Source organism: Aeromonas sp. CU5 (genome assembly GCF_002586745.1).
Classification (GTDB): Bacteria; Pseudomonadota; Gammaproteobacteria; order Enterobacterales; family Aeromonadaceae; genus Aeromonas; species Aeromonas sobria.
The window spans coordinates 4,548,703-4,574,160 of sequence record NZ_CP023817.1; the positions used below are offsets into that span (position 1 = coordinate 4,548,703).

A 25,458-nucleotide genomic window follows, 5' to 3' on the forward strand; every position below is an offset into this window, starting at 1 on the left:
GCTGTGTATGGCGTATCGACTGGCGTTATGCCGGCAGTATTCGTCTATCAGCTCACACAATCGAGAGGTCGTTGTATGAGATTAAGAAGAGTTCACTCGGTTGTGCTGTTATTCTGTACCGCGAATATCGGGGGAAAACAACAAGATGAAGCAGATTAAATCCTGGGCGCAATATTACGTCGACCTGATGACCAAGCTGGGACTGGTGCGTTTCAGCATGTTCTTGGCGGCGGGAATCATAGTGTTGGCGGTCGCCATCCAGATGGGGGTGACCCTGTTCCTGCGCGGCAATATCGATGTGATCGACTTCGTTCGCTCGGTGTTTTTTGGCCTGTTGGTAACCCCCTGGGCGGTCTATTTTCTCTCCATCGTGGTGGATCAGCTGGAGGATTCCCGTCAGCGCCTGACCCGGATGGTGCGCAAGCTGCAAGATATGCGCGAGCGGGATCTGGAGCTCAATAGCCAGTTGCAGGAGAACATCAGTCGCCTTAATACCCAGATTGCCGAGACCAACCGGGCCGAGGATCTGCGTCAGCAAGCGATCGATGATTTGGAGAACGAGGTATTTCAGCGGGAGAAGGCGCAGTTGCATCTGGGTGAGCGCACCGCGTTGCTGCGCTCCTTCATCGATTGTTCCCCCGATCTGGTTTACTACCGCAACGAGGATGAGCAGTTCTCTGGCTGCAACCGCGCCATGGAGGAGCTGACCGGCAAGGTGGAGGCCGAGCTGATCGGTCTGACCCCGTTCGATGTCTATAAGCAGGAGATCGCCAACAAAATCGTAGAGACCGATCGGCAAGTGTTCAGCAGCAACGAGCCACTCACCTACGAGCAGTGGCTTGAATACCCGGATGGCCGCAAAGCCTACTTCGAGCTGCGCAAAGTGCCCTTCTTCGACCGCTTCGGCAAGCGGCTTGGTCTGCTCGGTTTTGGCCGCGACATCACCGAACGCAAGCAGTATCAGGACAAGCTGGAGAAGGCGAGCCGCGACAAGACCACCTTCATCTCCACCATCAGCCACGAGTTGCGCACCCCGCTCAACGGTATTGTGGGCTTAAGCCGGATGCTGATGGATACCCCCCTCGATGCCAAACAGCATCAGCAGCTCAAGATCATCCATCTGAGTGCGGTCACTCTTGGCAATATCTTCAATGACATCATCGATCTCGACAAACTCGATCGCCGTCGCCTCGAGATAGCGCCGACCCGTATCGACTTGCCCGCGTTTCTCGACGAGCTGGAGACCCTCTCCCGCATTCAGGCGGAGCAGAAGGGGCTCTATCTCCATTTCGATCGCGATGGTGACATGCCGCAATTTGTGATGGCCGATGGCACCCGCCTGCGTCAGGTGTTGTGGAATCTGGTGGGCAATGCAGTCAAGTTCACTGATGAAGGGGGCGTGACCGTGCGTTGCCTCTCCCATCCCGCTGACCAGCCAGGCAAGCTGGCGCTTCATTTTGAGGTAGAGGATACCGGCGTCGGCATCCCGCGCGCCCAGCAGGAGAAGATCTTCGCCATGTACTATCAGGTGCAGGGCAAGAAGCACGCTACCGGCACCGGCATTGGCCTCGCGGTCTCCCGCCAGCTGGTGCAGGCGATGGGTGGTCAGCTCTATGTGGACAGTGATCCGGGCGAAGGTTCCTGCTTCACCGCCGAATTGGAGGTGGCCTGCGCCGAGCCGGTGCAGCTGGAGCCCGATGATGAGATGCCCTCCCTCGATATCCTGCTGGTGGAGGATGTGGAGCTCAACGTGACGGTGGCCTGCGCTTTGCTTAACAAGCTGGGTCATCAGGTGCAGGTGGCACGGGACGGCACCCAGGCGCTGGCGATGGCCAACCCGGATGATTTCGATCTCATTTTGCTCGATATCCAGCTGCCTGACATGACCGGCTTCGATGTGGCCGCAAGACTGCTGGAGCGCTATGGCGACAGCTTGCCGCCCATGGTGGCGCTCACCGCCAATTCCACCGGCGATCGCCAGTATTATCGGGATCACGGCATGCAGGATGTGATCAACAAGCCGCTCGGCTCCAAAGCGGTGCGGGAGGTGATTGGTCACCTGTTTGCCGATCTGGCCGAGGATGAGGCGGACGAGCATGCGGATGCGGGCAATCAGGATGCGTTGCTGGATCTGCCCTTCCTCACCGACTACGCCGATACCGTGGGCAAGCCGGTGCTGCTCTCCAGCGTCGATCTGTTCGAGAAGATGCTCCCCGACTACATGGCGGTGCTCGACTCCAACATGATTGCCAAGGATCAGGCGGGGGTGGTGGAGGAGGCGCACAAGATCAAAGGGGCGGCAGGCTCCATCGGCCTGCGTCGACTGCAGCAGACTGCCCAGCTGATCCAGAGCCCGGATCACCCCGCCTGGTGGGAAAACGTAGAGGACTGGATTGAGACGCTGCGCCGCGAATATCCCGGCGATATCGCCCGTCTGCGGCGCTGGTTGTTGTCTTGAGGCTGGAGGTTGTCTTGAGTCTGAGGGAAGTTGCTGGCAAGGAGCTGCAAGATGTATAGCCGTTTGATTACCCCCGCGCGGATCCACCCTTGGGGGGATGAGGATCTGCTGGAGGCGACCGAGCAGGATCGCGCCCGCATCGTGCAAGCCGCGCCGGTGCGCCGGCTGCAGCAGAAGACCCAGGTCTTTCCGCTCGATGTGAAGGCCTCGGTGCGCAGTCGCCTCACCCACTCGCTTGAAGTGCAGGAGACCGGCCGCCAGATCAGCCGCCGCATTCTGGCCGCCTTGCCGCCCGGTGAGGTCTGCGAAGGGGCCTTTATCAATCTGGTGGAGATGTCCTGCCTGCTGCACGATGTCGGCAACCCACCGTTTGGCCACTTTGGCGAGCAGGTGATGAGCCAGTGGCTCGGTGAGATGCTCGATCCCCTCTATCAGCAGGCGCTGGCGCAGCCCCCTTCACCCCAGTGGGCGGAGCTGCGTCAGGATCTGCAGCTGTTTGATGGCAACGCCCAGAGCCTGCGGCTGGTGCACAGTCTGCACGAACTCAACCTGACCCTCGGGCAGTTGGCGGCGCTGTGCAAATACCCCCAGCAGCCCCAGCCGGGAGTCAGCTATGGCCAGCATCATGGCTGGAGCAGCAAGCGGGGCATTTTCTTCAGCGAGCAGCCGCTCTACCGCGCCCTCGGCCAGAGTCTGGGATTGGCCCCTGGCTGCCGTCATCCGCTGGTCTACATCATGGAGGCGGCCGATGACATCTCCTACTGCATCGCCGATCTGGAGGATGCGGTCGATCGGCGGATCCTGACGCTGAGCGAACTGTTGGCTGCGTTGCGAGGGGCCGATCAGAGCGACTACATGGGCACCTTGCTCGATGACGCGCTGGCATCCTGCCGGGGCTTTTTCCCCCATTTTCGCCAGCTGCTCACGCGGGATCTGGTTGCGCTGGCGGCGCAAAGCTATGTCAGCGAACATGGGGCCATTTTGCAGGGCTCCTACCCGCAAGCACTGCTCCACGGTCAGGCGCCAGCGGCGCGGGTGCTCGATATCCTCAAGCGGGTGGCCCGCGAGCTGGTCTTTCTGCGCCCCGAGGTGGAAGCCCTCGAACTGGAAGGCTATGCGGCGCTGCGCGGCGTGCTGAGCAGCTATGCCTGCCTGCTGGCATTGCCAGCGCCACAATTTGCCCGCCTGCTGGCCGGGGAGGGGAGTCAGGCGCTGTTTTTTGCCCGCCGCCTCTATCACCGCCTGTCGGCCCGCCATCTCAAGGCCTACCGGTTGGCTATCGCTACCCCGGACCCACGCTTTGCCTGCCAGCACGAGCAGGAGTGGTATTACCGGGTGCGGCTGCTGCTCGATTACGTCAGCGGCATGACAGATACCTATGTATTGGAGGAGTACCGGCTGCTCTCGGGGATCTGATGCCCCTGGGGCTGCCTCACGGGCAGCATAAAATGCCGTAAAAACGTTTAAAAAGGAGTCGGGAGAGGCTTGTTTTAAATTCGGATATTTTTTAGACTTCTGCAATCTGTTCAACTTTCATCCGGTTAGGAGACGTATATGCAACATCTGATGCTCAATATTGCATTTTCTCGCGGCACTGCGTGCGGCGTGAAATCTCGTGCTCTTTTACCGTGTGGCGTAAACAGGTAACCCCTGTCTTTTTATCACCCGCGGTTCGTCCCGCAGGGTGATATCCACTTTCTCCGGGAGAACCGCATGTTCCACTGGAGAATGTCATGTCTATCGAACTGGTTTTACTGCGTAGCGTCGAGTCCCTGGTACAAAAGCGGATCGCCAAGGTTGAGCGTCGTCTCGTGCAGGTTAATCTGTCGCCCGCCCTGCTCAAAGATATCGGGCTGGAAGGATATCAGGGTCAGATCTCCTTCGTTCGCGAGCGGGAGTATCAAACCGGCTTCCGCCTCGGGAATCGAATAACCTGATAAAAGGGGGCTGTATGGCCCCCTTCTTGGCATTGATGGCAGACCCCGGTCTGCCATTTTTATTTGGTTAAGCTGGGGTTAAGTTAAAACGCGAATATCTATTCGCGAATCTTGCGAAAATCTCTATTATTTGCGGCCGATTTTTCTTTGGAGCGAGTTGATGAGCCACCGCAGTTGCCGTCTATTCCAGTTTTTATTTCTACTGCTATGGAGTGTGGTGGGTCAGGCTGTTAGCAGTCCGAATGCAGAGACGTTAGAAGAGTCCGAGCTCCAGTGGCGCGCGGCCAATCACGAACTGATCATCGGCATGCCGATGATGGGGTCTCCCCCTTATAGCTACAAGGATGCGGTACAAGGGTTCAACGGCCCGGTGCCCGAGATGGCACTATTGATCGCCAGAGCGCTCGGGGTGCCCCTGCACTACAAAGAGTTCACCTCCTATGACGAGGCGCTGAGCGCATTGCAAGCGGGTGAGGTGCATATTGTCATCAATTTTCCGCCCGGAGAGCAGTGGGAAAACCAGATAGCCTCTGTGCCCTTGCCATTCTTTATCCCCCAAGGGGTGCTGTTAAATCGCCCGCTCGCCGGACTCTCGCTCGATGAGGCCCGTAACATCAAGTGGGTCTGCATGGTCGGGACCGACTCCTGTGGTCAGCTCGAGGCGCTGGGTCTGGTGCCGGTCAAGGCTGTTGAGCGGCGCAGTGAAGCGACCTTTATGCTCAAACAACGGCTCGCAGATGCCTATCTGGCTGATATGCCGTCGTTAATGTCTGAACATGTTCAGAACCCCAATGCCGGTTTTGCGATTGTCCAACCGGAGTGGGCGCCGGTCTCCTCCCTGTCTGTCAATATGCTGCGCAGCAACCCTGGGCTCATCCGCTTGATAAACAACATCATGCCTGAGCTGCCAGTGACGGACATGCGTCCCATTATTGAAGCGATCACTGGTGTGAATGCTTCGGCATCGGGAGAGATCACCACGGTCAAATTTACCCCTGAGGAGCAGGCCTGGCTGCGCACGCATCCGGTCTTGCGCTACGGTGTCTCACCTAACTGGGTCTCGATGAGCGAGTTCAATTATCGTGGCAGGTTAGTGGGCTACGTACCCGATATAGTGGCCCTGCTGCGCCGCTATTCCGGGCTGGAGTTTTCTCTGGTGCGCACCGACTCCTGGCGAGAGACACAGGAACTGCTCAAAAAACATCAGATCGACTTTATTCCTGTGATGACCCCTTCGGCAGAGCGCGAGCATCTGGGTGTTTACACCCCCAACTACATGTTTGTTGACCGCGTTATCGTGGGGGGAAGACATAGCAAAAACCTGTCTGACCTCGGATTGTTGCGAGGTATGCGGGTCGGCATTGTGGATGCATCCATTGACGAGGAGCTGTTGGCATCGCTGGGGGCACTCCCGGTGGAGGTCAAGGATGACAGCCGCCTGCTGCGCTTGTTGGATGAGGGAAGGGCCGATTATATTCTGCTCACCATGACCACCTTGCCGACCACCTTGGGGCGTGGCTTTGAAGATCGCTATCGGGTGGTCTACTCCGGGCAAAATTTGCGCCTCCCCGGCGCCATGGGGGTATCCCCTGCTGACCTTATGCTGCAGCAGATCCTGACCAAGATACTCTATGCCATCCCCCAGCATGAGATTGACAAGCTTGAATCCCGCTGGTTGACGATGCGACTGCAGACCGGTCTGGAGACTCGCACAGTGGTGCTGTGGTTTCTGGTGTGTGCTGGCGGTGCACTGGTGTTCTTTACCATCTTCTGGCACTGGAACCAAACGCTACAGCGGCAAAATGACCAGCGAAAAGAGGCACAAAAACAGCTCAATGAGCAGCTGGCTTTTGTTCAGACGCTGCTCGACTCCCTGCCGAGCATGGTGGCCCTGCGGGATCGTCAGCAGAACCTGACTCTCTGCAACAAGGCATATCGAGAGGCTTTTATCGGGGCCGAGTCTGGCGGGGATGGCTGGAGTTATATGCCCCCTGATGAGCGGGAGTTGATGCTACGGGAAGAACAGACAGTCTGGGCCACCGGGGACGTGGTGGAGGGGCCTGGCTATTCAAGACGGATAGATGGTTCCCAGTTTCATGTGGTCTACGTCAAGTTGCCCTATTTGGGCTCGGATGGTGAGATGCATGGTGTATTGACCGTGCTGACCGATGTGAGTGCCCTGAAAGCGGCAGAAAACAAGGTCCGTGAAGTGGAAGCCATGCTGCGAGACATGACCGACAGCATGCCGGGGGTGGTTTACCAGTATCAGTGGCATCGATCGGAACAGGGGCGTTTTCTCTATGTTTCGCAAGGCGCAGGGGAGACGCTGGGAGTGCCTTCTCGGGCGCTGATGTCGGCCAGGTCCGAATGGAAAGGATTTGGTGTTAGTGAAGAGGTGCTGCAGGAATTTACCTGCAGGGTTGCCGACAATGCCCTGACCCTGACCCCGATCGATTGGGAGGTCAAGGTGCCCCACCATGGCGGGGAGCGTTATCTGCAGGTGCGTGGCACCTTTGTTGAGCAGGGGGAAGATACCCTGCTGCTTAATGGCATGGTGCAGGACATCACAGCACTCAAGCTGCAAGAAAAGGCGCTGCGTGAGGCGCGCGCCAATGCCGAGCAGGCCATGCGAGCCCGTAGCCGTTTTCTGGCCACTATGAGCCATGAGTTGCGCACTCCCATCTCCGGGATGCACGGCATGCTGGAGCTGCTGCGGATGAGCAACGTCGATGATGATCAACGTTACCTGCTGCGCAATGTGGTCACTTCGACCAATAACCTGCTCTATCTGGTGAACGATATCCTCGATTTTTCCAAAATCGAGGCAGGTCAGCTCCATATAGATAACCACATGAGCCACCTTCAGTCGGTGATATGCGATGCGATCCGCGGACATGCTACCCAGGCCCATGGTAAGGGGTTGCATGTTGATCTCTGCTGGGCGGGGCATGTCCCTGATCGGGCAGATATCGATGCCGTCCGGGTTGCCCAGGTGGTTTCCAACTTGCTGAACAATGCGGTCAAATTTACCGAGCGTGGGGTCATTGCCATCAATGTGCACTATCACAACCAGCAGTTGGTGGTGACGGTGACAGATTCCGGGATCGGGATCGCGGAGGAGAAGCAGGCGCTGCTATTTACCCCATTCGAACAACTGGAGTCGGATATCAATCGCCGCTTCGGCGGCACCGGGCTTGGGTTGGCTATCTGCGATCAGTTGATCCGCAAGATGGGTGGCAGCTTGACCCTCAAGAGCCGTGCCGGTGAGGGGGCCAGTTTCTGTTTCACGATACCGATCACCAATCCGAGATGGGATACCCCCGTGCTGGCGGACAGTGAATGGTGGTACTTCGGCGATGATCCACAGTTACACGCAATGATGCAGCGCTTCGGTGCCACCTTGCAGCCTGTCGATGCCGAGCGCCTTGGCAGTGGCATCAGCGGGTTGTTACTGGCCGATGAAGATCAGCTGGAGCGTGCCTTGGGCAGTGACTGGTTAGCGCGGATACAAAAGCCCGACCTCAAGGGGATCATCTTCTCTTCCCGCGAAGTGCTGCGCTCACGGCTGGGACCCGAGCGCTGGTGGCGGCTTGGCCAGTCACCACTCTATCCGGATTTATTGCTCGAAAGCTGCCGCGAATTACTTGGCGGGTCAGTGCATACCATCATGGTAGAAAGCGAGCAAAAATTGAGTGGTCGGGTGCTGGTGGCGGATGACCACCCGGTTAATCGTGCCTTGTTGGTGCGCCAGTTGACCCTGTTGGGAGTCGATTGCGAGGTAGTAGAAGATGGTGAGAAAGCACTGAAAGCGTGGCAAGAGCAGCGTTTTTCATTGTTATTGACCGACTGTCACATGCCAGTGATGGATGGTTTTACCTTGACCCAGCAGCTACGGGCGCAAGGTGAACGGGCGCCCATCATTGGGGTTACTGCTGATACCTCGAAGGAGGCGTCGGCACGGATGGTGGCTGCGGGGATGAATGGCATGCTGCTCAAACCCTATCTGCTGGAGGCATTACGCCAGATCTTGCTGCAGTGGCTGCCCGCCTCGCAGTTGGCTGAGCCCCAGCCGGTGCCAGAGCGTGCTGACAGCGAGTTGGCCGAGCGCTGGATAGCCCTGTTTAGTGACGAGGCAACTGGCCGAGCCATGGCGGGTGAGTATCTGGCCTCTAACCAGCAAGATGGCGTAGAAATGTCGGCGGCGCTGGCTACCCGTGATGCAGACGCCCTGCTGGAGGTCGCCCATCGTATCAAGGGCGCGGCCCGTATCGTGGGTGAAGACGAGCTGGCTGAGCAGGCCGAACGCCTTGAATCGGCAGCACGATTAGAGCAATGGGGCGCGCTGGAGGGATGGGCTCAGCGTGTTGATGAGTTGATGACTCAGGTAACCCATAAAACGAGGTTATGGCTAGATGCATAAAACAGAATACAACCCGGTCATCATGGTGGTCGAGGATCACGCTTTTCAGCGCAAGACCCTGCTGCACCAGGTCCGCGGGCTGGGCTATCACCAGTTGCTGGAAGCCAAAGATGGCCTGGAGGCGCTGGAGCTGTGTCAGCTGCACAATATCGATATCCTGTTTTGTGACTTGCGAATGCCCGGTATGGATGGCATGGGTTTGCTCCGTCGCCTCTCGCTGGCGGGCTTTCGTGGCGGCATTATTCTCTCCAGTGCGCTGGGGGGGATGTGGTTGATGCGGTGTTGAGAATGGGTTCTGCCTATGGCTTGCAGGTGCTGGGCCGCATTGAAAAGCCCTGCCAGCCGGCGCAGCTCAAGCAGTTGATCGATACCTGGTCTCCCGCGCTACCTCTTGCTCGCAGAGAGGAAACCTACCGTCTGGATGTCGATGATTTGAAGTTGGCCCTTGATCGTGACCAGATTGTGCCCTGGTATCAGCCCAAGGTCAGTTTTGCTACCGGTCAGTGGGTGGGGATGGAGGCGTTGGCACGCTGGCAGCATCCGGAGTTCGGGCTGATCTCCCCTGGACTCTTTATTCCGATGGCAGAGGAGCACGGCCTGATCGACTCTCTGACCGCCATTATCATCAGCAAGTCGCTGAGTGATGCCCATTTTTGGGGGAAAACCGGGTTATCGATCAATCTGTCGATGAATCTGTGTGTCAGTTCACTCCATGAGGGAGGCGTGTGCCAGACCCTGGTTGAGCAATGTCAGCGCTGGAGCGTTGATCCTGAACTGATCACCCTGGAGGTGACCGAGAGTGCCTTTATTCGAGATATTGGTGCCATGCTGGAGGTGTTGACCCGGCTGCGGATGCACGGTTTTGGCCTCTCCATCGATGACTTCGGCACCGGCTACTCCTCGATGCAACAACTGGCCACGCTGCCCTTTACCGAGTTGAAGCTGGATCGCTCGTTCGTCCATCGCTGCTATGCCGATCCGGCTCATTTGGCCATTATCGAGTCCAGTATTGAACTGGCCCGCAAATTGGGACTCAAATCGGTGGCAGAAGGAGTGGAAGACGAGGTGACCTGGCAGCTGTTGGCCAAGCTCGGCTGTGATCTTTGTCAGGGATTTTTCTCCGGAAAGCCGATGCCACGCAGTGAATTGCAGCATTGGCACCGGACTTGGCAAGATAGATTGCCTACACTGCTATCTATCTGATTTTTTTGGCCTGAGCGCCACGTTTGAACAAGGATGTTCATGAAAATATCAAGCAAGCTACTGCTCAGTTTCGGTTTTATCAACCTGCTGATCCTGCTCTCATCGACCCTGGTCTATTACCGGCTGACCCAGATCAATCAGGCCCAGCACACCCTGCTGGAGCAGGCGTTGCCTGCCCTGCAGCGGGATGAGGCGAGCCAGAAGGCGCTGGTTGCCACTGTTTCTGCCCTGCGGGGCTATCTGATCCTCGGTAAAGACCCTGCCCAGGCCTCCCGGCTCAAGCAGGAGTGGGAGTCGGCCTGGCAAGCTATTGCCCATCAGGCGTTCAGCCCGGCGCTCACTCAGTCCCTCGATACCTTCAAGCGCCATCAGGAGCAGGTCTGGACCATAGCCCAGAGTGAAGAGAACCTGCCTGCCCACACCCTGATGCTGCAAGAGGCGGGGCCGCTGGCGGAGGCTGCGCTCGATCAATTGCAATCTTTTGCCAATGAAGAGGTCGCTACCCCTCAGGATCAGCTCACGGGCGATCGTCGCATGTTGCTCAAGCAGGTGGGGGATGCCTACAACAGCCTCGCCAATGCGCTATCCGCTTTGCGGGACTTTCTTATCTCTGGTGATCCCGAATACCGCAGTAAATATCAGGATTACTACCAGTTTCACCTGCAGCGAGTGGCAGAGGTGAAACAGCAAGCCGCGCTCTTTACCGAGACCCAGCGCAGCCTTTGGCAGCTGTTTGAAGAGATGGCGACACCTTTCTCAGAGCTGGTGGATCAGGTGATCAGCAAGCGGCAGGCGCCGGATTGGGATCAGGCTAATTTTCTGATGGCAACCGACATCGAGCCGATGCAGTCCCGTCTCAGTGAGCAGCTGGTACAACAAATTACCAAAACCGGGGCCGAAGTAGAGGCGATTTCGCGCCAGATGACCCAAGCCGGGCAAACCATCAGTCAAACCCTGCTGCTGGCAAGCGGCAGTGCCATCGTGCTTGGCATGGTGGTCGCCTGGCTCTTTAGCCATCGTCTGACCCGTGACATCGCCAGTCTGGTGACCCGGGCGGGCCAGGTCGCGGATGGCCGGCTGGCGGCCGAGCCCCTGCCAATCACGGGGCAGGATGAGCTGGGTGTGTTGACCGGATCCATCAATCGGATGTCTGCCCAGTTGCGTCATCTGGTAGGGGAACTGCAAGGAGCCGTGGGACAGGTTGAGACCGCGTGCCACGATGTGGGCTGCACCACAGGTGCCATCGTGAGTGACTTGACGGCACAAGATCAGCAGGTCGATGCGGTGGCGGTTGCCATCGATCAGATGTCGATGCGTGCCCGTGATGTGGTGGATAACATTGCCAGCGCGGCTGATAGCGCTCATCAGGTGCAGCAGCAGACCCGGCAAGGGCAGATCACCCTGGAGCGCATGACCGACACCATGCAGCAGATTGCCGACATGATTGGGCAGGCCAACGAAGCCATGGGGTTGCTGGAGCAGCAAAGTGAGCAGGTGGGGCAGATCACCGAGGTGATCGCCACCATTGCTGAGCAGACCAATCTGCTGGCACTCAATGCGGCGATCGAGGCGGCGCGAGCCGGTGAGCAGGGGCGCGGTTTTGCGGTGGTGGCCGATGAGGTGCGCCAGCTGGCGACCCGTACCCATCAATCGACCGCCGAGATCAGCCAGACCATTGCGGCCATCTCCCAGCAGACTCGCCAGACGGTGATCACGGTGAGTGGGGGGACTCGATTGGTTGAACAGGGGCGAGATGCGGTGGGACTGGTGACCGACACCCTGAGCGCCATGCACCAGCTGGTGCAGTCGCTATCGGGTCAGCTGGAGGCGATCACTGTGGCTAGCGAGCAACAATCCCGGGTTGCCGCGGAGGTGGCTGGCACCGTGGACCATATCGCCGGGCTCAGCCGTCAATCCTGCCAACGCAGTCAGCAGGGGGAGGAGATAGTGGCCAGACTGGCTGGGAATACCGGCAAGCTGACGGCAGTGATCGCCCGCTTCGATCTTCACGCGTGAAATGGCGGGATCATCCCGCCATTTACCTTAATCGAGCCGTCTGAAGGCGTGGTTATCGAAGCTGCTGGTGGTCTCCCTATTGAGCAGGGTGACCAGCAAAATCGCCCGTTTTTCCCCATCCGGTTCCATATAGATGGCTTCGAAGCCAGCCAGCGGCCCCTCTTCAATCAATACCTTGTCACCCGTGATGGGCAGGTTGGCGTAGCATGCTCTTGCCTCGTCGCTGTCATCACGACTCATCAGCTGATAGACCAGCTTGCTGTTGATCGGGGTCCATTCACTGCCAAAGTGGATGATCCGGCTGATACCGCGGGTCGATTTCAGGGTGATCGGGGTGACTTCGTTTAGATCGACAAAGATAAACAGATAGTTGGGAAACATGGGTTCCCGTACAGGTACTCGCTTGCCCCGGCGCAGCTTTTCAATCTCTACCATAGGGTAATAGGATTCGATGCCCTGGGCATCGAGGTGGGCGCGGGCGCGGGCCTCTTCTTTTGGCTTGCAGTAGGCCAGATACCATTTTTTCATGTGATGAGTCTGTTCGTGTTGCCGTGCTCAACGATATGATAACGGCGTCAATAAAAAAGGCCACGCATTGCGTGGCCTTTTTTGCCAAGTGAGCAATTACCAACCTTTCACCAGGCCGCCTTTGAACAACTCGACACCCTTTTTGTAGACCTCGTCGGTCTGATAGGCCTGAACGAACTGCTTGACCTTCTCGTCATCCTTGTTGTTGTCGCGTGCCACGATCAGGTTGACGTAGGGGGACTCTTTATCTTCAACAAACAGGCCGTTTTCGGTGGGGGTCAGACCAATCTGACCGGCAAAAGTGTTGTTGATGATGGAGAGATCCACATCTTCCAGTGAACGGGGCAGCTGGGCTGCTTCCAACTCGACAATCTTGAAGTTGCGCGGGTTGCTGGCGATATCCAGCACAGTCGCTTCCAGACCGGCGCCATCCTTCAGGGTGATCAGGCCCTGTTTGGCCAGCAGGATCAGCGAGCGACCCAGATTGGTCGGATCGTTCGGTACTGCGATCTGGGCGCCGTCCTTCAGCTCGCTCAGTGACTTGAGCTTCTTGGAGTAACCGGCAATCGGGTAGACGAAGGTGTTGCCGACCGGTATCAGCTTGAAGTCGCGATCACGTACTTGCGCATCCAGATAAGGTTTGTGCTGGAAGGCGTTGACGTCGATGCTGCCATCGTTCAGTGCCACGTTCGGGGTGACGTAGTCGGAGAAGTTGACGATCTCGACGGTCAGACCGTATTTCTCTTTTGCTACCTTGGCAGCCATTTCAACCAGCTCGGTCTCGGGGCCCGCAATGGCACCCACTTTCAGAACCTTGCTCTCTTCTTTTTGACCGCAACCGGTCAGAACCAAGCCAGCCAGCAACGCTGCCGCAACGGATTTGATGCCAAATTTCATAAAACCTCCTGTCAGAAATCGACGATTAACGATGATCATATTTGTGAACCAGGCGCTCACCTGCGCTCTGGATGAGTTGAACCAGTACTACCAGGATAACCACGGTCACCAGCATGACGGTGGGGTCAAAACGCTGATAACCATAACGAATACCCACATCTCCCAGACCGCCGCCACCGATGGCCCCGGCCATGGCCGAGTAGTTCACCAGCGTAACGAGGGTGATGGTGACGCTGTTGATGATGCCGGGCAGGGCTTCAGGCAGCAGCACCTTGGTGATGATTTGCAACGGCTTGGCGCCCATCGCCTTGGCCGCTTCCAGCAGGCCGTCCGGCACCTCCATCAGGGCCCCTTCTACCAGTCGGGCGATAAAGGGCACTGCGCCAATAGTGAGCGGCACGATAGCGGCGATAGTGCCGATACTGGTGCCGACAATCAAGCGGGTGAGAGGGATGATCGCCACCAGCAGGATGATAAAGGGCACCGAGCGGCCCACGTTGACCACCATGCCGAGGCTGCGGTTGAGCAGCGGGTTGGCCAGGATCTGGCCCCCCTTGGTCACATGCAGCGCCACGCCGAGTGGCAGGCCAAGCAGGCAGCCAAACAGGGCGGAGCCTGCGACCATCAGCAAGGTGTTGCCCAGCTCGATAATGAGCAGATTAATCATGGCTTCGGACATAACCCATTACCTCCAGCTGAATATGGTTGTCAGTCAGGAACTGCTGGGTTGCCGAGCACTGGGCTTCATCCCCGAACAGCTCTGCCAGCAGAAAACCGAATTTAACGCCACCGGCGTACTCGATATCCGCGCTTAAAATACTGATGTCGATGTTGAAACGGCGGCTCGCCTCGGAAATCAGCGGCGTATCGACCGTGCTGCCGGTAAAGCCGAGCTTCACCAGCGGATAGCTGCCGGGCACCCGCTCGCTACTCATCCGATCCTGATACTCCTGCGGTACCTCCAGATGGATGGTGGAGTGGATGAAATCACGGGCCAGCTGGGTCTTGGCATTGCTGAAGAACCAGGCCACTTCGCCCTGCTCGATCAGGCGGCCGTCACTGATGATGGCCACTTCGTCACAGATCCCCTTCACCACATCCATTTCGTGGGTGATCAGCAGTATGGTGAGCCCCAGCTTGACGTTGATCTCCTTGAGCAGGGTCAGGATCGAGCGGGTGGTCTGCGGGTCGAGGGCCGAGGTGGCCTCGTCACAGAGCAGCACCTTGGGGGCCGGTGCCAGTGCCCGGGCGATAGCGACACGCTGCTTCTGGCCACCAGAAAGCTCGGACGGATAGGCATGGGCACGGGCTTCCAGCCCGACCAGTGCTAGCAGCTCTTCGACCCGGCTTTTTATCTGTTCTTTACTCCAGCCAGCCAACTCCAGCGGAAAGGCGATGTTGGCAAATACGGTGCGGGAGGCGAGCAGGTTGAAGTGCTGGAAAATCATCCCGATCTGGCGGCGGGCCTGGGTCAAATCCCGCTCGCTCAGGGCGACCAGATCCTGGCCCGCGACGATGACGTGTCCCTCTGTCGGGCGCTCCAAGAGGTTGACACAGCGAATGAGGGTACTTTTACCGGCACCAGAGGCACCGATCACCCCGAATATTTTGCCTTGGGGTACATGCAGACTCACGTCACGCAGGGCGTGCACGGCGTCACTGCCGGTACCGTAGACTTTGTTGAGACCGTTCAACTTAATCATGGATTATTCCGTGCTCACAGCCTTACAGCACAGGGCGCTACAGGCGGGTAAATTGGGCAGAGGTTCCACTGGGTTACTCTGCCATCATGGAGGATGATGCTAAGATGTCTGGATGGCCGTGTCAACGCATGTTTTTACGTCTAGACGTCTAAAAAAGTGATAAGGATTTCTGTCTGGTGGATAACGAGCAGGGTGGATAGGTTGCGCATCCAGATCCTGTTTCGCCTGCGCGGCATATATCCGAATTAAAGATGGGTTATGGCGGGTAAACGCTGGTTTTATTAGTGTGTCAGCCCGATTTCACTCACGTCAGGTGTCGAGCCTGACGCTCCACCATAGTTGCACAAATATTTGCACAAATAGCAGCACAAATCGTTCCCTATTCGTGACCGGATCACCTGCCTGCCCTTTTGTCGTCGTCAACCTTGATGCAGCGCAAGGGGGGCGCGGTTAGGGATTGGGTTGCTGGTGGTTGTTTTTTATACTAGCGGTGTCGACAAACATGGAGGGCAGGGCGATGAGATTCCAACAGATCAAAGAGTTGCTGCACTATCTTGAGCAGGTTCATCACCAGCTTGGGCTCTGTTACGGGCGAATGGCCAGCCAGGTGGACAGCGAACGCAGCCGGATGTTGCTGGTCTATCTGCAAGGTCGCGAGGATGCGGCCAGCGCCCATCTGCACCAATATGCCGCTCAGCTGGGAGAGGCGGTCAGGGATACCTGGCTGAACCAGAGTTTCAGCGAGGATATGCTGCCTGCCATCACCCGCTTCGAGATACCGGCCTCGGCCCAGACTCAGGATATCGTCACTCAGGTGTGCCGCTGGGAAGAGCAGTTGGTGGGTGAGCTGGGCCATCTGGCCCGGGAGTGCCCGACACCGGCCACCACCACGCTACTCGACAATCTGGCCGGGCTGGAGCAGACCCGCCTGACCCGATTGGTACATGGGGTGCATCGATTGGATGATATGTAACGCCTGATGGCGGTCCAACACACAAGATGGCCGCCAAACAAAAGGGCCCGGCAGCAGTGCCAGGCCCTTTCCATGTGATATCTGCTGATTTGCAGTGAGTGTCGGTCAGCCCTGCTGCTCGGCCGCGTAGAGGGCGGCCCCGATAATGCCCGCCTGATTGAGGCTGGCCGCCGGAATAAGCGGCGCCCGGGTCTCGATGCGATCGACAAACTTATCCAGCTTGGCTGCGCTGCCGCCCCCCAGAATGAAGAGGTCGGGGGAGAAGAGAAACTCGAGGCGCGCCAGATACTTGTTGAAACGCTTGCCCCAGCGGTTCCAGGAGAGGTCTTCCCGTTTGCGCGCCGCATCGGAGCAGTAGTGCTCGGCGACCATTCCTTCCAGCATCAGATGGCCCAGCTCGGTGTTGGGCAGCAAATGGCCATTGACGAAGATGGCGGTGCCGATACCGGTGCCGACCGTGATGAGGATGATGACCCCCTTGCGATCCTTGCCGGCGCCAAAGCGCATTTCGGCCAGACCCGCCGCATCGGCATCGTTCAGCACATAGCAGGGCTTGCCGGTGACATCGGCAAACAGATGCTCGGCATCGGTTTCGATCCAGCTCTTGTCGATGTTGGCGGCACTCTTGGCAACCCCGTTGTGGATGGTGGCGGGAAAGCCGCAGCCCACCGGTCCTTTCCAGTCGAAGTGTTCGACCAGCGCCTTGAGGGTATGGGCGATGGCGGCCGGGGTGGCCGGTTGCGGTGTGGCAATGCGATGGCGCTCGCCAATCAATTCGCCGGTTTTGGTATCGACCAGACAGCCCTTGATCCCTGAGCCTCCAATATCCACTCCCAACATATGCATCTGTGTTGTCCTTGTTGTGTGCCGACCAGCTGGTACTAATTACGGTGTTCTGGTCACTGCGGGTCGGCAGAGCATGAAAAAAGTGCAGCAATCCGGCAAGGGGCAGATCACTTATGCGTGATCCGGCAGACCTTTTTCGATGCAACGGATCAGCAAACGGGTTTTCTTGTTCTCTTCATCCTGACGCCGGGCAAGGGTTGCCAGCGCCCATTCGATATGTTCGGCCACCATGGGCTCGGCGGTGGTCAACCCCTGTTGCAGGGCGGCGATGACCTCGGGAGTCGCCGGGCCATTGCCGAGGGCAACTGCCAGATTGCGGCGCCAGCGTTGATAGCCGATGCGGCGGATCGGGCTCCCTTCGGTCTGTTTGAGAAAATCACTCTCGTTCCAGCGCCACAGCGCCAGCAGGGGCGGGCGGTGCAGGCTTTGGCGCGGGCTGAAGTCGGGCTCCGGGCTGGCATCGGCGTAGCGATTCCAGGGGCAGATAAGCTGGCAATCGTCGCAGCCGTAGATGCGGTTGCCCATTAATGGCCTGAACTCTTCCGGAATAGGGCCGTCGTTCTCGATGGTGAGATAGGAGATGCAGCGACGGCCATCCACCACATAGGGGGCGACAATGGCGCCGGTCGGGCAGATGTTGATGCAGGCGACGCACTTGCCGCATTGCGCCTTCTCCACCGGCTGGTCGAGCGGTAGCGGCAGGTTGAGCAACAGCTCACCGAGAAAGAAGAAGGAGCCGGCCGATTCGTTGAGCAGCAGTGAGTGTTTGCCAACCCAGCCAAGTCCGGCCTTGGCTGCCAGCGGTCGCTCCAGGATGGGGGCGGAGTCAACGAAGGGGCGCCATTCACCCAGGGTGTCAGCAGTGCCTTGAAACAGCTCGGTGCAGCGCGCTTCGATGCGATCACCCAGCTGTTTAAGCCGGTTGCGCAGCACCTTGTGGTAGTCGCGACCGAGGGCATAGCGGCTGATGTAGCCGAGGGTCGGGTCGCGCAGGGTAGCGGCGAAGCCCGCCTCGAACGGCAGGTAGTTCATCCGCACCGACAACACCCGCACCGTGCCCGGCAGCAGCTCGTGGGGGCGCGCCCGCATCATGCCGTGGCGCGCCATGTAATCCATGCTGCCGTGGTAGCCCGCATCTAGCCACGCCTGCAATCTCGGCTCTTCGCTGCGCAGATCGGTGTCGGTGATGCCTGCCTGGTCAAATCCTAGCTCCCGTGCCCAGAGCTTGATATCGTGGGCCAGCTGGTGGAAGTCAGGTGCGCTCATGCGGCTTGGCCTGGCCGGCGTTTGCTGGCGTGGGTCGGTTGATAAGAGGCGGGAGCCGTCATGGTAGAGATCATCAGGGGCGCGTTGGGCATAAAAGAGGGGGGCAGTTTACCACAGGGGCTGTGGCAGACTGAACAGATCCGCGTACTGGAGCGCAACTGGGCCGCGCGCGAGGGGCAACCCCTCTATGCCCTGATGGAGCGAGCCGGTGCCGCGCTGCGTACTTATGCCACCCTGCATTGGCCCGACAGCCGCTGCTGGTGGATCTTCGTCGGCCCCGGTAATAACGGCGGTGATGGCTATGTGCTGGCCCGCCTTGCCCGCCAGATTGGCATCGAGGTGGTGGTGATTGCCGCCAGAGCTGCTGATCAGCTGAAGGGGGATGCCAGACGGGCCGCCGATGAGTGGCTGGCGGCCGGTGGCCGGGTCTGGCTGGCAGAGCAGTTTGACGAGATGCAGCTGCCAGCCCCGGATCTGGTGGTCGATGCCCTGCTTGGCACCGGCGTCAACACCCCCCTCTCACCGCTACTGACAAAGATCGTCGCAACAATCAATGGCTTGGCTGCGCCCGTGCTGGCGGTGGATCTCCCCTCCGGCCTCAACGGCGATACCGGCCGCGCCATGGGGGCCGTGGTGCAGGCTGCTCGCACCCTCACCTTTATCGGTATCAAGCAGGGGATGCTCACCGGCGACGGAGTGGATTGCGTCGGCCAGCTCGACTGTGACCCCCTTGGCGTCACGCCGGATGGCGCTATGTTGCCCGCCGCCTGGCGTATCGATTATCCGCTCCTGAGCACGCAGCTGACCCCGCGCCAGCGCGCTTCCCATAAGGGCTGTTATGGCAAGGTGCTGCTGGTGGGAGGCAATCGTGGCATGCAGGGGGCCATAGTGCTGGCGGCCCGCGCCTGCCTGCGGGCGGGGGCCGGGCTGGTGCGGGTGTGTCAGCATCCGGAGCACCCGCCGGTCAGCCTCTATCAACCCGAGCTGATGAGCCTCACCACCGCAGATGACGAGGGGTGGGCGTCGGTGCGGGTCATCGGCCCCGGCCTCGGTCAGGATGAGTGGGGAAGGGGGCAAATCGCCCGCTATCTCACCGATCGGCTGCCACTGGTTTTGGACGCCGATGGATTGAATTGGCTGGCGCAATCTCCCCGCCATCAGGATAATTGGGTGCTCACGCCCCATCCCGGCGAAGCGGCGCGGCTGCTGGGATGCTCCATTGCCGACATTGAAATCGACCGGTTTGCCGCCGTGCAGGCGTTGCAGCGGCGCTATGGCGGTGTGGTGCTGTTAAAAGGGGCGGGGACGCTTATTTTTGACGGCGAGCGGGTCGCCCTCTGTTGTGAAGGCAATCCGGGCATGGCAAGTGGCGGCATGGGCGATCTGTTATCTGGTATAATCGCCGCCCTTTTGGCTCAGGGCTGGTCTGCCACCATGGCAAGCTGGCTGGGCGCCGTGATCCACGGCGAGGCTGCCGACTTGGCCGCCACCGACGGCGAGCGGGGCATGCTGGCGTCAGATCTGCTGCCGCTGATCCGCAAACTGGTTAATCCCGACACCATAACAAGTTAACAAGAAGAACATGGCAAAACAGTTGATGATGACACTGCCGGATGAGGCAGCAACAGTGGCTCTAGGTGGCCGTCTGGCACAAGCTTGCCAGCAGGCGACCACAGTATTTCTACATGGCACGCTGGGCGCAGGTAAAACCACTCTGACCCGGGGTTGGGTGCAGGGCCTTGGCCATCCGGGTAAGGTAAAAAGCCCGACTTACACCCTGGTCGAGCCCTACGAGCTCGATGGCTGGCAGGTCTACCATTTCGATCTCTATCGCCTGGCTGATCCGGAAGAGCTGGAGTTCATGGGCATTCGGGACTATTTTGCCGCCAACACCCTTTGTCTGGTGGAGTGGTCCGAGAAGGGCGAGGGTTGGCTACCGGCTCCCGACCTTGAAATTACCCTCACCTATGTAGGCGAGCAGCGTGAGGTGCTGATAGAGGCCCGCACTGCTATTGGCGAAGCCATTCTGGAACGGTTGTCATCTACGTGCGCTTGATCCTTGTTTTTGCTCTCTCTTTGATGGCGTTACCCTCTTGGGCGAATCAGCTCAAGAGCGTACGAATCTGGCCATCACCGGATAACACCCGGGTGGTGCTCGACATGAGCAGTGCCCCCAATTTCAACTATTTCACCCTGAACGGCCCGGATCGGCTGGTAATCGACCTGAAAGGGGCGAGCAACGCCGCCAATCTGGCCCGGGTCGAGAACAACAGTGAGCTGGTGCGCAAGATACGCCAGAGCACCCCGCTGGAGAAAGGGGGCTTGCGTCTGGTGCTGGATCTCAGCTCCACCATCAAGCCGGTGGTGTTTCCGCTGGCGCCAGCCGGGCCCTATGGGCACCGTCTGGTGATTGACCTGCCTTATGAAGAGAAGCGATCCGCTGCCGCTGCGCAACCGGTGCCGGTGAGTGGCAAGCACCGCGGTGTGGTGATTGCCATTGACCCGGGTCATGGCGGAGAGGACCCCGGCTCCATCGGGCCGCGCCGCACCTACGAGAAACGGGTCACCATGGCCGTCTCCCAGAAGCTGGCTGCGCTGATCGATCGCGAGCCGGGCATGCGGGCGGTGCTGACCCGCCGTGGCGACTACTTCGTCGATCTCAACAAGCGCTCCGAGATTGCCCGCAAAGCCAAGGCGGATCTGCTGGTGTCGGTGCATGCGGACAGCTTCCACAACTCGACCCCGCGTGGTGCCTCGGTCTGGGTCTTGTCGACCAACCGCGCCAACCGCGAGATGGGCAGCTGGCTGGAAAAGCAAGAGAAGCAGGGCGAACTGCTGGGCGGGGTGGGTAAGGTGTTGGCTGAATCCGACCCCAACCCCTATCTGGCGCAAACCTTCCTTGATCTTTCTATGGACAAGTCCCGTGCCGAGGGTTACGACGTGAGTCGCCAGATCCTGCGTTCCATGGGCAAGGTCGCCAAGTTGCACAAAAAAGAGCCTGAACACGCCAGTCTGGCGGTGCTCAAGGCGCCTGATATTCCCTCTGTGCTGGTGGAGACCGGATTTATCTCCAACCATGCGGAAGAGAAGCTGCTGGCTAACACCAGTTATCAGGACCAGCTGGCCCGCGCCATTTTCGAGGGGATCCGCAACTACTACCGTGCCCACCCGACCAAGGGGGCCATGTTGACCGGCAAGGGGCAGGCCAGCCAGCCAGCCGCCGTTAGCCGGTCAGTCGTCACCAAGCAACCGGTGAGCAGGCCACAACAGGTGCAATCGCAGCCGGTGGTGACCAACAAGATGCCAGCGACGACCGTGCGCGACGGCGGAGCTCCGGTCAGCAGTGTCAGCAGTGGCTCTGGTGCTGGGGTGATCAAACCCTATTCGGCTGCAACCGCATCACCGAGCGCCCCGGTCAGCTCTGTTGGCGCCAATGACAAATCCGGCATGACCCGGCACGTGGTCACCCGAGGTGAAAGCCTCTCTCGGTTGGCTGAAAAGAACGGGGTGAGTCAGGCGCGCTTGGTGGAGATTAACAATCTCAAGAGCCGTGATGTCCAGATTGGTCAGGTGCTTTATATTCCCCGTTCCGGGCAACCGGCTCAGGCAACTCGCGCCCAGAGCAATAATCAGCCGCAGATGATCCGTCATGTGGTCGCGCGGGGCGAGAGCCTCTCCCGCCTGGCCGAGAAACATGGGGTGAGTCAGGCGCGACTGGTGGAGATCAACAAACTCAAGTCGCGGGATATTCAGGTAGGTCAGGTGCTCTACATTCCGCAAAACTAACGCGCGGGAGCTGGCGATGCGGCTCCCCGTGTTGGCGACATCATCCGCAAGATGGAAATTCAGGAGTAAGTAATGCTGATCCGTATTTTGCCACCCATTCTGGCCAACCAGATTCCGGTTGGTGGAGAGGTGGTGGAGCGGCTCTCTATTTGCAAGATTGAAATTCAGGAGTAAGTGATGCCGATCCGTATATTACCCCCGATCCTGGCCAACCAGATTCCGGTTGGTGGAGAGGTGGTGGAGCGGCTCTCTATTTGCAAGATTGAAATTCAGGAGTAAGTGATGCCGATCCGTATATTACCCCCGATCCTGGCTAACCAGATTGCAGCCGGAGAGGTGGTGGAACGGCCCTCTTCGGTGGTGAAAGAGCTGGTGGAAAACAGCCTGGACGCAGGTGCCGACCGGGTCGAGATCGACATCGACAAGGGGGGCGCCAAGCTGATCCGTATCCGGGACAACGGCTGTGGTGTTGCCAAAGAGGAGCTGGTGCTGGCGCTGTCGCGTCACGCGACCTCCAAGGTTGCTACGCTGGACGATCTGGAAGGGATCAACAGCCTCGGTTTTCGTGGTGAGGCCCTCGCCTCCATCAGCTCGGTCTCCCGTCTCACCTTTACCTCACGTACCGCAGAGCAGTCCGAAGCCTGGCAAGCCGAGGCGCAAGGGCGCGAGATGAGCGTCACCATCAAGCCAGCGGCCCATCCGGTGGGCACTACGGTGGAGGTGGTGGATCTCTTCTTCAATACCCCCGCGCGGCGCAAGTTCATGCGCAGCGAAAAGACCGAGTTTGCCCATATTGACGAGCTGGTGCGGCGCATCGCGCTCTCCCGCTTCGACGCCACCCTGATCCTGCGCCACAACGGCAAGGTGGTGCGCCAGTACAAGGGCGCCAATACGGTGCCGGAGCAGGAGCGCCGCCTCACCGCCGTCTGCGGCACCCCCTTCATGCACCACGCGCTGGCGGTAGAGAGCGAACACAGCGACGTGCGGCTGTGGGGCTGGCTGGCGACCCCTGAGGGGGCAAGACCGCAGAACGATCTGCAATACACCTATGTCAATGGCCGGATGATGCGCGACAAGCTGATCAACCACGCCATTCGTCAGGCCTATGACGAGCTGCTGCCTCCTGATCGCTTCGCCGCCTATGTGCTCTATATCGAGCTGGATCCCCGTCAGGTGGATGTCAACGTTCATCCCGCCAAGCACGAGGTGCGCTTCCATCAGGCGCGGCTGGTGCACGACTTTATCTTTCAGGCGCTGTTTACTGCGTTGCGCCGCGAAGGGGTCAGCACTGCTCATCAGGAAGAGCCGTTGGCCGAAACCCTGGTCGAACTGCCGGTCAGCCCGCAGATTGAATATCCCGGTCAGGCGCCACGGCCTGAATGGTACGGCGCCGAGCACAGCTATCGGGCACCTGCGCAGGTGCGGGAAGGGGGAGCTGCGCGCGCCAGCAACTACCAACCGCCCGAGCCGCCAGGTCGCGATGCGATGCGTGGCATGGGGTCGCTGTTAACGACCCTGCCCATCGCAACGGCAACGGTGGCTGAGCCGGATACCACCACAGTGACTCCGTCAAAGCAGGGGGGATGCCGCGCGCTGACGTTGGTTGATCAGGCCTATCTGTTGGTCGAGCGGGATAATCAGCTGGCGCTGCTCTCGCTGGTGCGCGCCGAGCGGGTGCTGCTGCGAAGCTGGTTGCTGGATGCCTGGGGACAGGGACTGGCGGCCCAGCCACTGTTGCTGCCGGTCTCCTTCAAATTGCCGAAGAATCTGATTGCGCTGGTGAGCGAGCAGGAACGTTTGCTGAAACGGATGGGGCTGGAGTTGAAAAGCGGTGGGCGCGACACCATGATCCTGACTCGGGTGCCAGCCCTGCTGCGCCAGACCGATCTGGTGCGCCTGTTACCCGAATTGTTGCAACTCATCGAGGGCGGATCTGACAGTGATGCCGGTCAGCAGGCTGAAGTATTATGCCAATGGCTGGTGGAGCAGGGGATAAGCCGCGAGAAGATATACGATTTTTCAACTGCCAGTCGTCTGCTGACGGAACTTGTGGCCGCTCACGCTGACCAACTGACAGATATTCGCATGGTACGCCCGCTTTCGCTGGCGACCGTGCTGGAGGAGTTTGAACATGGCGAGTGACTTGCCGACCGCAATTTTTCTGATGGGGCCGACGGCCTCCGGCAAGACGGATCTCGCCATTGAACTGTGCCAGGCGCTGCCCTGCGACATCATCAGCGTCGATTCGGCGCTGATCTATCGCGGTATGGACATTGGCACTGCCAAGCCGACCGCCGATGAACTGGCGCGGGCCCCGCACCGGCTGATCGATATTCTTGACCCCGCCATGAGCTATTCGGCGGCTGATTTTTGCAAGGATGCCCTGCGGGAGATGAAAGAGATCGCCGACCGCGGCCGCATTCCGTTGCTGGTGGGCGGCACCATGCTCTATTTCAAGGCGCTGCTGGAGGGATTGTCCCCGCTGCCCTCTGCTGACCCCGCCATTCGTGCCGGGATTGAGGAAGAGGCAGCCCGCCTCGGTTGGCAGGCGCTGCACGACGAGCTGGTGCGCATCGACCCGGTGGCCGGGGCGCGAATTCACCCCAATGACCCGCAGCGGCTCAGCCGGGCGCTGGAGGTCTACCGCATCAGCGGCAAGACGCTCACCGAGCTGACGCAGGTGCAGGGGGAGGGCTTGCCCTATCGGGTGCAGCAGTTTGCCATTGCCCCCAGTGATCGCGCCGTGCTGCACCAACGTATCGAAATGCGCTTCGACAAGATGTTGCAAGGTGGTTTCGAGCAGGAGGTGCGAGCGCTGATGGCACGCGGCGATCTGCATCCGGATCTCCCCTCCATTCGCTGCGTGGGTTATCGCCAAATGTGGGACTACCTGTGCGGCGAAGTGGGGTATGATGAAATGCGTTATCGTGGCATTGTTGCCACACGCCAATTGGCAAAACGACAGATGACCTGGTTGCGTGGCTGGCCCGAGGTGACCTGGTTGGAATCTGGAGAGTCTGGCAATCTCGACCGTGTGCTTGCGCACGCTGGTGCGGCTTGACACTCCCTGTATAATCAGGTTGTTATATTGATATCCGGTGTTTAAAAACAACAAACTATAAGGAAAAGAACAATGGCTAAGGGGCAATCTCTCCAAGACCCGTTTTTGAATGCGCTGCGCCGTGAGCGGATTCCTGTTTCTATCTATTTGGTGAACGGCATCAAACTGCAAGGTCAGATCGAGTCTTTCGACCAGTTTGTCATTTTGCTGAAAAACACCGTGAGCCAGATGGTTTACAAGCACGCTATTTCGACTGTTGTTCCCGCGCGTGCCGTTAACCACCACCAGCCTATGCCTGATGGTGCGGCTGATGCACAGGATGAAGCCGAGGCGTGATATCCCCGGGTGAGTCGACTCGCCGATT

Annotated in this window: 18 protein-coding genes and 1 pseudogene; 13 read left to right on the plus strand and 6 right to left on the minus strand. The window is 59.1% G+C overall.

Annotated features, from left to right (window positions below):
* Nucleotides 1–145 precede the first annotated feature (145 nt).
* From arcB to CK911_RS20705, 6 genes and pseudogenes are all read left to right on the plus strand, one after another.
* Nucleotides 146–2,458, plus strand: coding sequence for an aerobic respiration two-component sensor histidine kinase ArcB (gene arcB / locus CK911_RS20680; protein WP_098972308.1), 2,313 nt, complete (start codon nt 146–148; stop codon nt 2,456–2,458).
* A gap of 51 nt (nt 2,459–2,509) precedes the next feature.
* The gene (gene dgt / locus CK911_RS20685; RefSeq protein ID WP_098972311.1) at nt 2,510–3,874 is read left to right on the plus strand and encodes a dGTPase; all 1,365 of its coding nucleotides are present in this window, start codon (nt 2,510–2,512) and stop codon (nt 3,872–3,874) included.
* Between the two features lie 317 nt (nt 3,875–4,191).
* Complete coding sequence (locus tag CK911_RS20690; RefSeq protein WP_098972314.1) at nt 4,192–4,395, plus strand: hypothetical protein; 204 nt, start codon at nt 4,192–4,194, stop codon at nt 4,393–4,395.
* A gap of 160 nt (nt 4,396–4,555) precedes the next feature.
* Nucleotides 4,556–8,815 carry a transporter substrate-binding domain-containing protein gene (locus CK911_RS20695; protein ID WP_098972316.1) on the plus strand — a complete coding sequence of 1,420 codons (4,260 nt, stop codon included), beginning with the start codon at nt 4,556–4,558 and terminating at the stop codon, nt 8,813–8,815.
* Nucleotides 8,808–10,018, plus strand: a pseudogene (locus CK911_RS20700) (EAL domain-containing protein). The gene CK911_RS20695 and the pseudogene CK911_RS20700 overlap by 8 nt, the downstream one beginning before the upstream one ends.
* Nucleotides 10,019–10,057: 39 nt before the next feature.
* Entirely contained in the window at nt 10,058–12,034 is a 1,977-nt protein-coding gene (locus CK911_RS20705; RefSeq protein WP_098972319.1) for a methyl-accepting chemotaxis protein, read from the plus strand.
* A 27-nt stretch (nt 12,035–12,061) separates the two neighbouring features.
* Here the strand turns inward: CK911_RS20705 and rfaH are convergent, their stop codons facing one another.
* From rfaH to metN, 4 genes are all read right to left on the minus strand, one after another.
* Complete coding sequence (gene rfaH / locus CK911_RS20710) at nt 12,062–12,562, minus strand: transcription/translation regulatory transformer protein RfaH (RefSeq protein ID WP_042018536.1); 501 nt, start codon at nt 12,560–12,562, stop codon at nt 12,062–12,064.
* Between the two features lie 96 nt (nt 12,563–12,658).
* Entirely contained in the window at nt 12,659–13,459 is an 801-nt protein-coding gene (gene metQ, locus CK911_RS20715; protein ID WP_042018535.1) for a methionine ABC transporter substrate-binding lipoprotein MetQ, read from the minus strand.
* A 25-nt stretch (nt 13,460–13,484) separates the two neighbouring features.
* The gene (locus CK911_RS20720) at nt 13,485–14,138 is read right to left on the minus strand and encodes a methionine ABC transporter permease (protein ID WP_042018533.1); all 654 of its coding nucleotides are present in this window, start codon (nt 14,136–14,138) and stop codon (nt 13,485–13,487) included.
* A complete protein-coding gene (metN, locus tag CK911_RS20725) occupies nt 14,119–15,162 on the minus strand; it encodes a methionine ABC transporter ATP-binding protein MetN (RefSeq protein ID WP_098972321.1) in 1,044 nt (347 codons plus the stop codon). Before metN ends, CK911_RS20720 begins: the two co-directional genes overlap by 20 nt.
* Before the next feature lie 517 nt (nt 15,163–15,679).
* On the opposite strand from metN, the gene CK911_RS20730 reads away from it, so the two are divergent.
* Nucleotides 15,680–16,135, plus strand: coding sequence for a hypothetical protein (locus tag CK911_RS20730; protein WP_098972323.1), 456 nt, complete (start codon nt 15,680–15,682; stop codon nt 16,133–16,135).
* A gap of 105 nt (nt 16,136–16,240) precedes the next feature.
* Here the strand turns inward: CK911_RS20730 and ppgK are convergent, their stop codons facing one another.
* Nucleotides 16,241–16,981: a polyphosphate--glucose phosphotransferase gene (ppgK, locus tag CK911_RS20735; RefSeq protein ID WP_005339062.1), complete on the minus strand. Its 741-nt coding sequence runs from the start codon at nt 16,979–16,981 to the stop codon at nt 16,241–16,243.
* A 111-nt stretch (nt 16,982–17,092) separates the two neighbouring features.
* Nucleotides 17,093–18,247: a tRNA epoxyqueuosine(34) reductase QueG gene (queG, locus tag CK911_RS20740; RefSeq protein ID WP_098972325.1), complete on the minus strand. Its 1,155-nt coding sequence runs from the start codon at nt 18,245–18,247 to the stop codon at nt 17,093–17,095.
* Between the two features lie 60 nt (nt 18,248–18,307).
* On the opposite strand from queG, the gene CK911_RS20745 reads away from it, so the two are divergent.
* The 6 genes from CK911_RS20745 (at nt 18,308) to hfq (ending at nt 25,430) form a co-directional block, all read left to right on the plus strand.
* On the plus strand, nt 18,308–19,819 hold the full coding sequence (locus CK911_RS20745) for an NAD(P)H-hydrate dehydratase (RefSeq protein WP_098972327.1): 1,512 nt from the start codon (nt 18,308–18,310) through the stop codon (nt 19,817–19,819).
* A gap of 10 nt (nt 19,820–19,829) precedes the next feature.
* Complete coding sequence (tsaE, locus tag CK911_RS20750; RefSeq protein ID WP_042018522.1) at nt 19,830–20,303, plus strand: tRNA (adenosine(37)-N6)-threonylcarbamoyltransferase complex ATPase subunit type 1 TsaE; 474 nt, start codon at nt 19,830–19,832, stop codon at nt 20,301–20,303.
* Nucleotides 20,294–22,033 carry an N-acetylmuramoyl-L-alanine amidase gene (locus CK911_RS20755; protein ID WP_082186706.1) on the plus strand — a complete coding sequence of 580 codons (1,740 nt, stop codon included), beginning with the start codon at nt 20,294–20,296 and terminating at the stop codon, nt 22,031–22,033. Before tsaE ends, CK911_RS20755 begins: the two co-directional genes overlap by 10 nt.
* Before the next feature lie 282 nt (nt 22,034–22,315).
* Nucleotides 22,316–24,175 (plus strand): DNA mismatch repair endonuclease MutL, encoded by a 1,860-nt coding sequence (mutL, locus tag CK911_RS20760; protein ID WP_098972329.1) that lies wholly within the window; start codon nt 22,316–22,318, stop codon nt 24,173–24,175.
* A complete protein-coding gene (gene miaA, locus CK911_RS20765) occupies nt 24,165–25,094 on the plus strand; it encodes a tRNA (adenosine(37)-N6)-dimethylallyltransferase MiaA (protein ID WP_083221016.1) in 930 nt (309 codons plus the stop codon). Before mutL ends, miaA begins: the two co-directional genes overlap by 11 nt.
* 72 nt (nt 25,095–25,166) lie before the next feature.
* Nucleotides 25,167–25,430 (plus strand): RNA chaperone Hfq, encoded by a 264-nt coding sequence (hfq, locus tag CK911_RS20770; protein ID WP_042018518.1) that lies wholly within the window; start codon nt 25,167–25,169, stop codon nt 25,428–25,430.
* Nucleotides 25,431–25,458: the final 28 nt, after the last annotated feature.